Here is a 14249-nt window from a genome sequence, read left to right as displayed (position 1 = left end):
TTTAAGTTTTTATTTCACTTAATAATATTGGCATTAGAAGGGTGTATCTACAAGCGTCAATATTGTATGGTAAGTCCAGTTTAAAAATATTGAGTTAATTTGAGGAACGTTATGTTTGTTTTAGTCACTGGCGGTATGGGTTACATTGGGAGTCATACTTGTATTCAAATGATTGAGTCAGGAATGACCCCGATCATTTTTGATAACTTATATAACAGTAAGCCAACGGTTCTTGATCGCATTGAAAAGGTCTCAGGCGTTCGTCCTATATTTATCGAAGGTGACATTCGAGACAAACAGGCACTTGCACAGGTTTTTGCTCAATATGATATTCAATCTGTCATTCACTTTGCAGGTTTAAAAGCGGTCGGCGAATCGGTAGAAAAACCATTAGAATATTACGATAATAATGTTCATGGCACTTTGGTTCTGGTTGATGCGATGCGTGATGCCGGTGTGAAATCGATGGTGTTTAGTTCATCGGCAACGGTTTATGGTGATCCGGCCTCTGTGCCTATTTTAGAAGACTTTCCAACCAGTGCGACCAATCCATACGGTCGCAGTAAATTAATTGTAGAAGAATGCTTAACCGATTTCCAAAAGGCCAATCCTGACTGGAGCATTACTTTATTACGTTACTTTAATCCTGTGGGGTCTCATCCATCAGGTGAGCTTGGTGAAGACCCTCAAGGCATCCCCAATAACTTAATGCCATTCGTGGCTCAAGTTGCCGTAGGGCGTCGTGAGTTTTTATCTGTCTTTGGGGGCGATTACCCGACTAAAGACGGCACAGGCGTCCGTGATTATATTCATGTGATGGATTTAGCCGATGGGCATTTAGCCGCACTTAACCATGTTGGTAGTAAACAAGGTTTACATATTTATAATTTGGGTACAGGGAAAGGTAACAGTGTACTTGAGATGGTGGTCGCTTTTGAAAAAGCCTCAGGCCAAAAAGTAGCGTATAAAATTGTTGATCGCCGTCCAGGTGATATTGCAGAATGTTGGGCAAACCCAGCTAAAGCCGAGCAAGAACTCAAATGGAAAGCGTCACGTAGCCTAGAACAAATGACCGAAGACACTTGGCGTTGGCAGTCAAATAATCCACTTGGTTATCCTCAATCTTAAGTTATTTGCAGTAGCGGTTAATTTATTCAAACTCTAAAAAGAGCTGGCTAAATGTCAGCTCTTTTTATATCACACATACTGATAAATAGATCGCATTAAAGGCAAAATTGTATACATTTTGATAACAATATTGGCTATAATACCCTCGATTTCAATTGAGACTGCTATTTGGTCAATAAAAAATCTAGGGGAAATTATGTCAATGTCATTAGTTCTGATCATTGCTTTTATCGTAGCGAGTGCGGTTATGGTGAAACATGAAATGTCGATGTCAAAGAAATCATAGGCTATTTGTTTATATAAATTTTTTATAACCCTTATATAAAATAAGTAAATAGACGTATTCAAAGTCAGCCATTGTGCTGGCTTTTTGTTTATCTATAAAATAATACCAATTGTACTAATTATTTGCTCATTCTTACTTGTTAAAAGGCTCGATAACTGTGTTATAAATTTAGATTGTAAAATGACCTACTTATCGAAAATTTCTGCCTTGTTCTCAAGCCTTGTTCTCAAGCCTTTTTCCTAGTTAATTTCTGAACATCTAATCAGTGTAATTGGTATAAAAAAGCCACAGATGCAACACCTGTGGCTTTACACTAATGAAAAATGTTATATCAGTGAGAAGCGTTATATCACTGAAAAACGTTATCCCCAAAAAGGGCGATTAGAATTGATAATCTAAGCTCACACCCCAGTTACGTCCTGGTTGAGAGTAGAAATCTTTACTTGCAGCGGAATAACCGGACTCCATATCAGAATAGACCCAGTATTTTTTATCAAAGGCATTAAATAAGCCCGCACGTAAAGTCAGATCGTTGATTGGACGATAATATGCGGTCAGATCAACGATGGTATAACCTGCCACATCGTCAACACTATCATCAGACCAGTTATCTTTACTTGCCACCATAGTAACATTGACTAAACCACCATAAATACGATCTACGCTGTCATACCCAATACCGGCCACTCCGGTTAAAGGTGCGACTGAATCTAGGTGTTCATCTGAATCTTTATCACGGCCTTCAGCGTAAGCCACTGAGAATTTAGAGTACAAACCACGTGGCGCATTAAAGGCCGCATCTAGATTTACGGTTGAAGCAAATTCAATACCATAGATTTCGGCATTGGAAATATTCTCGGTTGTGTACACATCTTTGCCATCTTGAGTGCCCACTTTGCTGCTATCAATGAAATCAGAGTAATCATTATAAAACGCACTCACTTCAAACTGACCGACATTGCTATAACCTCTAAACCCAAATTCGTAAGCTAAACTTTTTTCCGCTTTCAAATTTGGATTTGGCTCAAAAATTGCCCCTTGGTTATAGTAATAATAAAGGTCATAAACGCTTGGAGCTTTAAAGCCTTGGCTGATTTGTGCAAATGTGCTGAAGTTTTCTGAAATATGATAAACCGCACCCAATTTACCTGTTACCGCATCTTCACTATTAGAAGGATAATCCGTATCAAATTGTTCGTCGGTTTCAGGTGTGGTCTTGAATCCATCATAACGAACACCGGCGGTGAGAACTAAAGTTTCATCCAATAAGAACGCCTGATCTTGGAAGAATAAGCCCCATTTTTGTAACGTGGCATCCGGAATCCCGGTGCTACCCGCAGTCACAGTGCCAAGGTCGTATTTGTAATCAGTATTATCTAGAGCAAATTTGTCATTGCTGTAGCTTAAGCCATAAGTGAATTGATGGTAGCTATTGGCAAATTCAGCCAACTTGTCAAATTGAGCATCAAATTGAATTAAGTCATCACTGGCATCACGGTAACGCATACGCTCACCTGAGCCCATCATTCCTGTTGTCGTGTCGTAGTTTTTGTATTCTGAATCACTTTGTTGATAATTAAGTGACCAGTTAAGGCTATCAGCAATAGCACTTTGCATCGTCCACTCGTGGTTCACTCCAACACGTAGACGATTGACATCATCTTTATTGTAATTATCAGAGTATGTAATCACGGTTCCCATCCCTGGGTATGAAATACTGTTTCCATTATAATGCAGCTCTTGCTCATCATAATTACGTTGATAATATTCCACGACTAGACCAACGCGATGGTTATCATTAATGCGGTAATACATTTTACCAAGCACGTTGCCAATTTCTTTGTCCGCTGGATCGGCAGCGCCACGTTCCGAACCGTCGACATCGGCACCCGAGCTATGTGTTTCTGTTTCATGACCATCGGCATAAGTAAGAATTAATAAGGTTTCGAGGTCATCATGGCGCATTGCCCAGGTCGCGGTGTTTTTAAAGGTTTCATCTGCAGAAGTATAACTAGACTTGATACCGAAGCGATTTTCATTACCCTCGGTCACCAAAACATCATCAGGATCTTTGGTTTTAAACAACACGGCACCACCTAAAGCATCTGAGCCGTAAAGCGTAGAAGAGGGGCCTTTATTCACTTCAATAGCGGTGAGAGTATCGACTTCAATGGTACCTGGGTAATGGCGTTGTTCGGTCGCACCTGGATTATAAGGTGTTGGTTGTTCAACCCCATCCACCATAACCTTGATTTTATCCCCATCAGTACCACGGATGTTATAATCTGAAATCCCAAAACGTCCTTGACCTTGTACCTCGACACCAGGTGTATACTTCAGAGCTTGTTGAGGATCAGAAGCAATTTGAGATTCCATTGACTGTGCAGAAACCGACGCAACAGAAGACGAAACATCTTTGACTTCTTGCTCAGTACGCGTTGCCGATACCACGACTTCTTGTAAAGCGGTTAGCTCCTGTGCGGCTTGAGTGGTAGGGGCTAAAGTAATTGCAATACTAAATGCCAATAAGGTTGGCTTTAAATTGTGACGTTGCATATAGTTATTCCATTCCCAAAAGGTGAGTTCGGATGGTATTCTAATAAATAAGAATGATAATAACTATCATTTATAATTGCGTTTATTTGGTTTTAAATGGCACTGATTTTATCGATATATTTTTATAAACAATAAGTTACATGAAATTTTAAGATATTGAATAGTTCCAACTAAAGTAAAAAAAGTAGATCTTGATCACAAAAAGTTTAATGAAAGGATATATTTTGAACAGCAGCATCACTCTAGAAGCATTACATGTGTTAGATGCCATTGCACGACGAGGAAGCTTTGCCGCGGCGGCACAAGAACTGAATCGAGCCCCGTCATCTCTTAGTTATCAAGTACAAAAACTGGAACAAGATTTGGATTTGGTCATTTTTGATCGTTCTGGACATAAAGCGGTGTTTACGCAAGCTGGACAGTTTATTCTTGATAGGGGGCGTGCCTTAATCGCAGCATCGAATGAATTAGTGTCCGATGCGAATATTTTGGCCCATGGCTGGGAGCTGGATATTACCATTGCTTACGACTGTTTAATTCCCATTCACACATTTTTTCCACTTCTCAAGCAACTTGAAGAGCAATCGAAAACCCGCTTAAAGCTTCAAGAAGAAACACTGGCAGGTAACTGGGAAGCGTTATCTTATGACAGGGCAGATATTCTTATTTGTCCTAAACCAGAACATTTACCGATTGATGTTAAAGTTGACTCATTAGGTAAGCTGAACATGATCTGGGTGGCTTCACCGGAGCATATCGTACACAAAAGAACTGCAGATTTTGATCAGCAATCGCGAATTAAATACCGTGCCATTGTTGTCGCCGATACCGCAAGAACCTCACCAACACTAACGAAAAATTTACTCGACGAGCAACCAAGACTAACCGTTAGTAATTTTAATGCGAAAGTAGATGCGTTATGTGCAGGTTTAGGGATCGGGACGATGCCGGAAAATGTTGCGAAGCCTTTAATTGAAAAAGGACGATTAAAAAAAATAGCAGGTACGTACGATCAACCGATGGAAATCATCATTGCTTGGCGACGCAACAAAATGGGCAAAGCAAAGTCTTGGTGTATCCAATATCTGAAAAAACATTGGACACACGATTATTTGAGTTAGCGTTTGGAGGATATTGGCGTCGATTTTTGTACCACGTTACAAAATGAGTAACATCTCCACAATGTTATCTTCAAAATGAATGTCCGTTTTAAAATTCAGTTTCTTCGCTAATTGCACCATGCCTTTATTGGAAGGCATGGTGATACCACTGAGTTGAACCGTACCTTTGCTTTTACTATAAGCGATCAGCTTCTCCATTAGTATTCGACCTAAGCCCATACCTTTAAGATCGGAACGAATTAAAATGGAAAATTCAGCATCAAAATTACTCGGATCGGCAATGACTCTGGCCACGCCAATAATCGTTTCTGTATTTGATGAGTCTCTCTCCACAGCCACGAAGGCCATCTCGCGGTCAAAATCAATCTGAGTAAGATTGGCTAACGCTTCATGATTAAATTCACCCACTTCAGAAAAGAAACGTTTATAAAGATCTTCACGTGAAACTTGAGTGATGAAAGAGGCCATTTTTTCTTCATCTTCTGGTAAAACCGGGCGCAATAAGCAACGGGTGGCATTTTTTAAGCTGACAGATTGCTCATGTTCTACAGGATAGGGTTTTATCGCCAATCGTTGTCGTTTGATACCTAATTTGGCTTTTAATTCTAAGCGGGCATCGATGACCGTAAATTCATCGTCAGCCGCTAATAAAGGGTGAAGATCAAGGCTGAGGATTTCTGGGTTATCAACCATCATTTGAGATAAGCGCACTAATAATCGACACAATGCAATGGTATCAATAGGGTTAGGGAGTTGTTCTAATCGCAATTTCCCTACACGCATGGCTCGTATCACTAAATAGCGTGCCAATGCCATATTCAAAGGAAGCAACGCAACGGAAGCATCTTCGGTAACATCCCACTCTGTACCACCTTGACCCAACATAATAACAGGCCCAAAAATAGGGTCAGTTTCAATTCGAATTCGCAATTCTTGTGAACCGGCACGATTTGCCATTTTTTGTACCGAGACACCGTGAATTAAAGCGGAAGGGTAACGAAGTGAGGTTCGATCCATGATAGCTTGAGTGGCATTGGCAACTTCAACAGCATTACGCAAATTGAGCATGACACCTTGTACTTCCGATTTGCGAATGATATCAGGGGAACGCAATTTGATTGCCACTGGGTAACCAATTTTTTCACTAATATGAACCGCTTCACTGGCATCAGAAGCCAACCAGGTCGGTAATACCGAGACGTTGTAACTTTTTAATAAACCAGATATTTGATGAGATTCAAAAAAGCATGTGTCATCGTCTATATGTTGAATGATCCATTGCTTAGCTTGAGCTAATTGTTCTGGATTGCGCAATTCAACAGAGGATGGGGTTTCCATGAGTTGCTTTTGATTGCGGCGATATTCCACTAAGTGCATATAAGCTCCGACCGCACCCTCTGGGGTTCGATAGGTCGGGATTCCCGCTTTGGTAAATAAACCGCGCGCTTCTTTTGCGGTCAATTCTCCAGACCAATTCGTCAATATATTAAAATGGTTACTTTTAGGGTGTGATTGGATAACGTCAATGACCGCTTGCGCAGTGTGTGTAGGATGAGAAATTGCCGAAGGGCTGTGCATAATTAAGATGGCATCCACGTTCTCACTATCAAATAAGACATTCATCACATCCGCATAGCGTTGACTGTCGGCATCACCCACTAAGTCGATAGGGTTACTTTGGGACCAACTGGCCGGTAAAATAAGATCAAGTTTTGTTTTGGTGTCTTCCGTTAATGTCGCTAATTTGCCACCGCGTTGGATTAATTCATCCACCGCCATGACACCAGGGCCACCGCCATTGGTTATGATGGCTAAACGTTCGCCTCTAAGTGGCACCGAGTGCGTTAATGTTTCTAAAGCCGCAAACAGTTCATGAGTGTTATTTACTCGCAACATACCTGAGCGCTTTATTGCTGAATCATAAATGATATCAATACTTTGATTACCTCGAGTATGTAAAGACACCGCGTGTTGTCCTTCGGCACTTCGCCCTGATTTAAGTACCAATATTCGTCGATTGCGTGACGCACTCCGGGCTGCAGACATAAACATTCGGGCATCTTTAATTGAGTCTACATACAATAATATGGCCGAGGTTTTACTATCGACTGATAAGGTATCTAGTAATTCAGGAAAATCGATATCGATAGCATTACCTAACGATATAAAACTGGAGAATCCAATGTCTTTATCACTGGCCCAATCTAAAATGGTGGTACAGACCGCAGCTGATTGAGAGATAAAGGCAATATTGCCCTTGGAAGCAGAGACTGGGGCTAAGGATGCATTGAGGTTGATCCAAGGTAAGATAATACCGAGGCTATTGGAGCCTAAAATTCTCATTCCCGCTTTGTGCGCAATCGCAAGGCACTCATCATCTAAACTAAGGCGAGAGTCATCATTTGATTGGTACATATCCGCAGATATGATAATAACAGCGCCGACACCTTTATTGGCAAGTTGTTGAATGATCAATTTATTGTGTTTTGCATTAGTACACACAATAGCAAGATCCGGAATTAAAGGAAGGTGTTCAACCTGAGAATAAGCTAAGACACCATTGACGGATTTATATTTTGGTGTCACCGGCATAATCACTCCTTGGAAACCACCATTGAGCAAATTTTGCATGACGATAGAACCGGCACGAAAAGGGCGTTGTGAGGCGCCGATGACTGCAATGGAGCTTGGCTTTAATAATTTATTCAGAGTCAACATACTTCCACCATGAGTGATTAAGGCGCGAGTGATAAAGGTGCTTAGGATATTTTAATCAAAACCACAATGAACATCTTTGAATCTATATCTAGGTGTGATCTACCGCTACAAATATTGAACACTTCGAATATATTGACAAACATCTTACCTTATCAATTTCATTCATCTTGATATTCAGCAAGTGCAAAGGCATGATGTAGAAAGACTTTAAACACTTTGGCCTTATTATGAAGAAAATAGCAATTATCTCTCTTTCAGCACTATTTTTAGCCGCGTGTTCATCCTCTGATTATGACGGTGAAGTGGCGATGGAAACTTATCAAGAATCATATAAAACCGATGATGTACCACAACCGCTCACTGAGCTCAGCACTGCGCCATTAGAGCAAGACGTTCAATCAGTAACAAAAGCACAAACCGCTAAAAAAGGAGAGGTGGATAAGAAAGTGGTGAAGCTAAGTCCAGCCACCGCAGAGTCCTCAGAATCGACAGTAAAGGTTTTTTACCCTAACAACAAAGAAGCAACGCAGCCTCAATCAGGGCACTTTTTAGTACAAGTTATTGCGGTAGAGAATCAAAAAAACCTGTTACAAACGGCGACTGATTTACCAGAAAACCAACCTAAATGGGAAAATGTCAAAACCGTTAATAACAAACAATGGCACACCTTACTATTTGGAGACTTCAAAACCTCTCAAGAAGCAAAAGATGCCATCATGCGATTACCTGCTCGCTATCAAAATATGGGACCATTCGTAAAAAGCGTTGATTCCATTACCAATTCAGATTTTCCAACATTGAAAAAATTACCATAATTGAAAAAGTGAATAGAAAATCAACAAAGGGGTGCCGCGCACTCCTTTTTTATGCCAATTCACTCGATTAACGCTATTTAAGACTACCTTTAAATGAATAAAGCATTATTATTAAAGGAATTGCGTTAACGATTTAAAAGCAGCGTCGATATGAAGATGAAAAATATTTTATTATTATGTGGTGGTGGTTCATCTGAGCATGAAGTGTCACTGGTATCAGCAAAGTACTTAGAACAACAACTGGGACTCACACCAGAATTTAAAGTGATTAAAGTGGAGATAAAACCAGAAGCTTGGTTTGCCTCAACAGGGGAAAAAGTAGAACTTGATATAGCTCGCTCTTGTTTAAAAGGCGATCATTTCCCTGCCCAAACAATTGATTTTGTTGTGCCTTGTATTCATGGTTTTCCAGGAGAGACAGGGGACATTCAATCTTTATTCGAAATGGCCAATATTCCTTATTTAGGTTGTGGTCCAGAAGCGAGCTCCAATAGCTTTAATAAAATCACCTCTAAGCTTTGGTACGACGCACTTAATATTCCCAATACTCCATACCGTTTCTTGACTGAAAATAACCAACAATCCATTTCTCTCGCTGAACAAGCGTTTGATCTTTGGGGGAAAGTATTTGTCAAAGCTGCGCGCCAAGGGTCGTCCGTTGGCTGTTACAGTGTCACAAAGAAAGAAGAGTTAGCCACCGCAATCTCCTCAGCTTTTGGTTATTCTGATCAAGTGCTGATTGAAAAATCAGTAAAACCAAGAGAATTGGAAGTGGCCGCTTATGAGTTAAATGGCGAGTTGATTATTACCAAGCCTGGTGAAGTGATTGCTCCTGAAGGCGTGTTTTACACCTACGATGAAAAGTACAGCGCTGAGAGCCACTCTTCAACGGTGCTAGAAGCAGAAGGGCTAACAAATGAACAACTGGCTTGTATTGAAGAATACTCAAGAAAAGTCTTTGTTCACATGAACTTGAAAAACTTATCTCGTATTGACTTTTTCTTAACTGAAGAAGGGGATATTTACTTAAATGAAGTCAACACCTTCCCAGGAATGACGCCGATCTCTATGTTCCCGAAATTAATGGAACATAACGGTCATCAATTTAGTGAGTTTTTAGCCAGCTCAATTAAAGCCAGTTTAGAAAACCACGCATAATACCAACCACACTAATTAGATACTCAAATAATCAGTGCGATTGGTATAAATTTATAGTGACATAAATAACCCCCAATATTGGTTGTTCAACTATTGGGGGTCAGTTCAGTTAATCCCAGCTTTTTATTTTCTTAAATAGCAACTGTTCTGATTCTGACAAGGCATTCTTCCCAAGGTATTGAGCAGGCATCACGATACTTGACCAACGCCCAATATCTTGAATTTGCTGTAAATTGTATCCTTTCTTATATAAGTCTTGAGTCGCACCAATTCGGGTTGACTGACCTGAAAACGCCAAATGCTCGGGTAAATTCAGTAAGGTGCTGGCTCGGCGAAACACTCTAAAAATAGATGAATCATTTAACGCATCTTTTCCTAAGTTGCCATGCTTATCGATACGACAAAATACGTATCCGTGATGCTCTTCACCCAAGATTTGCAACCATTGGTCGACGAGTTCGGATGTCCTATCGCTGACACAATAACTTTTATCAGCGACAGACACTTGATAACCACCTGAGTGGTGTCTTTGTATTTGTGATGTTTGTAGATCTCGTAATTGACCTCGCTTTAAAATACATTCAAACATCAGGCTATAAATGACCAAATCTCGTAAATCTTTAATTGACTCACTGTCTTTTAACACTTCATAGAGTGAATCAAGATGCTTTTCAGTAAACGCAGTGGCTTGAGTCGCATCTCCTTTTTTCATATTGCGAATAGCCGATAACGTAAAATGAATTTGTCTATGGTTCGTCGGGTCAGCTAAGGAATGCAGACGATGAACTAATCCAATGGTTAAACTATATCGGCGTATAGAAGCAAATTTTCGGCTACGACATTCTTGTTCCAAAAATAATCTAACGGCGGTAATTGACGCTGGTAGGGGGCTGACTTTCTTTGTCAGACAAAAATCCACAAAACGATTCCAGTCATTTGTCATAGATAACAAAGAATTATGCGAATACATCTGGTGAGTTAAATCAGAAAATAATGAATAGCTGATGGGGTGACTAAATTGATTCAAACTTTGTTTTCGTTTCTTTTCGTCAGTTTGTAGTGGAATATTTTTCCGCATCAGAGCTCTCTCATTGCCTTTGTGATAGAAGGCGGTTACATGAATCATTGGTTTAGATATCGAAAGAGTGTAGCAAAGGCTTGAACCTTAAAGAAATACATTTACTATTAGAACTCTAACTTTAGTAAACTTCGCATTATACGAACTCCCATCAACACAAATAGAATAGGTATTAAATATGTCTCTCGTTTATTCCACTGAAACTGGTCGAATCAAGCAAGAAAAAATTATTGAAGAACGTCCCAAAGGCGATGGCATAGTTCGTATTCAAAGACAAACCAAAGGCAGAAAAGGAAAAGGGGTTTGCCTGGTTACCGGTTTAGACTTATCTGATACCGAGCTCAAATTAGTCGCCGCTGAATTAAAGAAAGTCTGTGGATGTGGTGGTAGCGTAAAAGATGGCGTTATTGAAATCCAAGGCGATAATCGTGAAAAGATCAAAGCTCATTTAGATAAAAAAGGCCACACTGTAAAATTAGCCGGTGGATAATCGTTTTTTATTGAGCATAGGATGATAATGAATCGCCAGCATATATTCGAAGGTTCCATAAACAAGGCATTAATTTCTCTTGCCATTCCTATTGTTTTAGCACAAATATTACAATCGGCTTATCAACTCACCGACGCTTTCTGGGTCGGACGTTTAGGGGCCGATCAAGTTGCCGCGGTATCGGTCAGTACACCTGTGACTTTTTTAGTGATTGCGATTGGTGCAGGGCTAGCCATGGCAGGAGCCACTTTGTCCGCTCAGTATATGGGGGCGGGCAATCATAAAATGGTGAACCATGTTGCTGCACAAACGATGCTCATGGTGATCATTACTGCCGTCACCTTAGGGCTATGTGGCTATCTCTTATCACCATACTTTCTAGATTTACTGGGTGTTGAAGCTTCGGTTTACCACGATGCTTTACAGTTTATGCATGTTTCGTTTATAGGCATTATTTTCGTTTTTACTTATGCCATGTTTCAATCTTTGATGCGAGGTATTGGCCAAGTAAAAATTCCGCTCATTATTGTCCTTGGAACCGTATTATTAAACTTTATCCTCGATCCCTTATTTATTTTTGGTGTGGGAGACCTTAAAGGCCTTGGTGTTATGGGAGCAGCCCTTGCAACCTTAGTGACTCAAGGACTAGCGGCAATAATAGGAATGTGTATTTTCTTTCGTGGTAAGCATGGCATCCATCTCACTTTAAGCAGCTTTAAACCTGATTTTTCTTATATTAAGCGCGCTTTTTTCTTGGGCTTACCAGGCTCGGTCGAATTATCGGCGCGAGCGTTAGGGCTAATTATTATGTCCTTTTTGGTTGCAAGTTTTGGCACCGTCACTATTGCATCTTATGGTGTGGGTTCAACCATATTACAAATCGTAACGATACCTGCGATGGGCTTGGCCATGGCGGTTTCGACATTAGTTGGTCAAAACATTGGGGCGAAAAATATCGAAAGGGCATCGAAAATAACCATTCTTGGGACAATTTGGGGCTGGGTGGCTCTAACCATATTGGGGATTTTAGCCTTTATTTTTGCACCACACTTTGTCGCTTTTTTCATCCCTGATGATGAGAATGTTATCGAACATGGGGCTAAATTTGTTCGAACCATGTGTTTAACTTGGGGCTTTATCGGCGTTCAATTGTGCATATTGTCAGCTTTTAGGGCCTCAGGAAATATGCTGAACACTATGATGATCTCATTATTTTCACAGTGGGTCGTACAATTTCCTTTAGCGTATGTATTATCGAAACATACGACATTAGGCACCTCTGGGATATGGTGGGCATTCGCTTTGACCAATATCATTGTTGCGCTTTTTTCTGTAGCTTGGTTTGCCAGAGGCACTTGGAAACATAAAAATCTAACAGATGATGATAAACAAATTGCCAAAATTGCCGATGAAGCCTATATAGAAATTGATGAACATCGAACATAATTATTTTATTCACCACAGCATTAAGGTTTGTTTACTATGTATAAAAATATTCTCGCGATTTCAACCATCACGCTTGCAATGACCGCATGTAGTGCAACACCACCAACTGAAAACCCTGAATTGACCATGAAATGCGAAACCGTCAAATCAATGCCGGGAGGCTGGCAAGAGGCTGAGATATCAGCAGAAGTAAAACAGTCAGCCTTATTAGCCGTGGCAAGCTTAGAAGGTAACCATAGCGTCAAATCGATTCAACGCGCACAGCAACAAGTTGTCGCAGGTATGAATTACAAAGTTGAATTTACCATTGAAGACGATACAACCTATACAGCAAAAGTTTATAAAGACTTAAAAGGTCAATACAAAATCATCAGTATCCAACCACAATCTTTACTAGATGAATGCCTAGCACAGCAAGACGCAAAATAAACAAGCCGCACAAAAGATAAAGCCAACCCAATAAGCGCAACTGAATTACCATCTGTCACAGTTCATTTGACAATGGTAATTCAGTTTCTATCTTAAGATTCATTCGAATACCGAACAAATAGCAAAAACAAACTTAATACCTAAAGAATGGGGAATTATGAAGGTAATGGTAGAGATTTGCTGTATTTGCATATCTTATTTAACATAAGATACATAATGCGCACTATGATGTAATTGCAAAGTGGAGATGGGTGCTCGTCCTTTTACTTTTAACAAGCAAGCAAACAAGGATGTTCATAATTAGTAAGTCAGTAAGATTTGATATAACACTCCTATGACCTTGAAGAATTTATCGTGTGTCTGTTATTGATTCTCTAGGTATAGCTTTACGAATGTTTGAGTATGGATAATAAGTTGGCGAAAATAACTTTTGATGAACACGAATAATGAAGACACTATTGCTTTATTGCTTTATTGCTTTAATAGCCAATAGCCAGAAGAACTGATTAACATGCAGTGGTATCCTCTTACAGAATAATCAACAAGTCTGGGGTTAATTCCATTCTGTAAGAGATGTGCTTATTAGCTTGTTACTTTAAACTTTCATAATAGGCAGCAATATCAGCAATATCGGCGTCATTAATAGTTGCAGCCATTGGTGACATAACAGGATCTTTACGTTCACCACTTTTAAAAGCTTTCATTTGCTTTTCTAGGTATGCAGCATTTTGCCCTTTAAGATTTGGATAAGTTTTGATTAAAGCGATACCATCAGCACCATGACAAGCGGTGCACGTCATGGTTTTTGCTTTTCCTGCTGCCGCATCGGCGGCAAATGTGATGCTTGGGGACATAGCGAACACACAAAGAGATAATAACGTGATTTTTTTCATACAACACCTCAGATAAATATGTTTAATGTGAACAAGAATGTAGACCTTAATGTATACAATCTAGCAACAAAACCATCAATATCTAGGTAGGATAATAAAAAACTTAATCTCGATCACGACTATTGATTAAA

Annotated in this window: 11 protein-coding genes; 7 read left to right on the top strand and 4 right to left on the bottom strand. The window is 39.9% G+C overall.

The annotated features are described in order from the left end of the window. The first annotated feature begins 111 nt into the window (after positions 1-111). Positions 112-1128: a UDP-glucose 4-epimerase GalE gene (galE, locus tag VCA1004_RS05765; protein ID WP_086984345.1), complete on the top strand. Its 1017-nt coding sequence runs from the start codon at positions 112-114 to the stop codon at positions 1126-1128. A 667-nt stretch (positions 1129-1795) separates the two neighbouring features. Here the strand turns inward: galE and VCA1004_RS05760 are convergent. Then, positions 1796-3970, bottom strand: a complete 2175-nt coding sequence (locus tag VCA1004_RS05760; RefSeq protein ID WP_086984347.1) for a TonB-dependent hemoglobin/transferrin/lactoferrin family receptor — start codon at positions 3968-3970, stop codon at positions 1796-1798. 224 nt (positions 3971-4194) lie between these two features. On the opposite strand from VCA1004_RS05760, the gene VCA1004_RS05755 reads away from it, so the two are divergent. Then, complete coding sequence (locus tag VCA1004_RS05755) at positions 4195-5091, top strand: LysR family transcriptional regulator (protein ID WP_086984348.1); 897 nt, start codon at positions 4195-4197, stop codon at positions 5089-5091. A 36-nt stretch (positions 5092-5127) separates the two neighbouring features. On the opposite strand, the gene VCA1004_RS05750 is transcribed toward VCA1004_RS05755, so the two are convergent. Then, the gene (locus VCA1004_RS05750) at positions 5128-7809 is read right to left on the bottom strand and encodes a bifunctional acetate--CoA ligase family protein/GNAT family N-acetyltransferase (RefSeq protein WP_086984349.1); all 2682 of its coding nucleotides are present in this window, start codon (positions 7807-7809) and stop codon (positions 5128-5130) included. 227 nt (positions 7810-8036) lie between these two features. On the opposite strand from VCA1004_RS05750, the gene VCA1004_RS05745 reads away from it, so the two are divergent. Next, positions 8037-8624 carry an SPOR domain-containing protein gene (locus VCA1004_RS05745; protein WP_086984350.1) on the top strand — a complete coding sequence of 196 codons (588 nt, stop codon included), beginning with the start codon at positions 8037-8039 and terminating at the stop codon, positions 8622-8624. Positions 8625-8774: 150 nt separating this feature from the next. Continuing rightward, positions 8775-9782 (top strand): D-alanine--D-alanine ligase, encoded by a 1008-nt coding sequence (locus VCA1004_RS05740; RefSeq protein WP_408646848.1) that lies wholly within the window; start codon positions 8775-8777, stop codon positions 9780-9782. Between the two features lie 109 nt (positions 9783-9891). Here VCA1004_RS05740 and VCA1004_RS05735 read toward each other — a convergent pair whose 3' ends face one another. Beyond that, positions 9892-10860 carry a tyrosine-type recombinase/integrase gene (locus tag VCA1004_RS05735; RefSeq protein ID WP_164520833.1) on the bottom strand — a complete coding sequence of 323 codons (969 nt, stop codon included), beginning with the start codon at positions 10858-10860 and terminating at the stop codon, positions 9892-9894. 178 nt (positions 10861-11038) lie between these two features. On the opposite strand from VCA1004_RS05735, the gene yciH reads away from it, so the two are divergent. From yciH to VCA1004_RS05720, 3 genes are read left to right on the top strand one after another with little or no spacing between them, the layout of a single operon-like run. Further along, positions 11039-11350 carry a stress response translation initiation inhibitor YciH gene (gene yciH / locus VCA1004_RS05730; protein ID WP_086984352.1) on the top strand — a complete coding sequence of 104 codons (312 nt, stop codon included), beginning with the start codon at positions 11039-11041 and terminating at the stop codon, positions 11348-11350. 27 nt (positions 11351-11377) lie between these two features. Next, complete coding sequence (locus VCA1004_RS05725; RefSeq protein ID WP_197715827.1) at positions 11378-12796, top strand: MATE family efflux transporter; 1419 nt, start codon at positions 11378-11380, stop codon at positions 12794-12796. 36 nt (positions 12797-12832) lie between these two features. After that, positions 12833-13225: a cystatin domain-containing protein gene (locus tag VCA1004_RS05720; protein ID WP_086984354.1), complete on the top strand. Its 393-nt coding sequence runs from the start codon at positions 12833-12835 to the stop codon at positions 13223-13225. A 590-nt stretch (positions 13226-13815) separates the two neighbouring features. Here the strand turns inward: VCA1004_RS05720 and VCA1004_RS05715 are convergent. Next, entirely contained in the window at positions 13816-14118 is a 303-nt protein-coding gene (locus VCA1004_RS05715) for a c-type cytochrome (RefSeq protein ID WP_086984355.1), read from the bottom strand. Positions 14119-14249: the final 131 nt, after the last annotated feature.

The organism is Vibrio aphrogenes (assembly GCF_002157735.2).
GTDB lineage: Bacteria > Pseudomonadota > Gammaproteobacteria > Enterobacterales > Vibrionaceae > Vibrio > Vibrio aphrogenes.
This window is presented reverse-complemented; position numbering and strand designations above follow the sequence as displayed.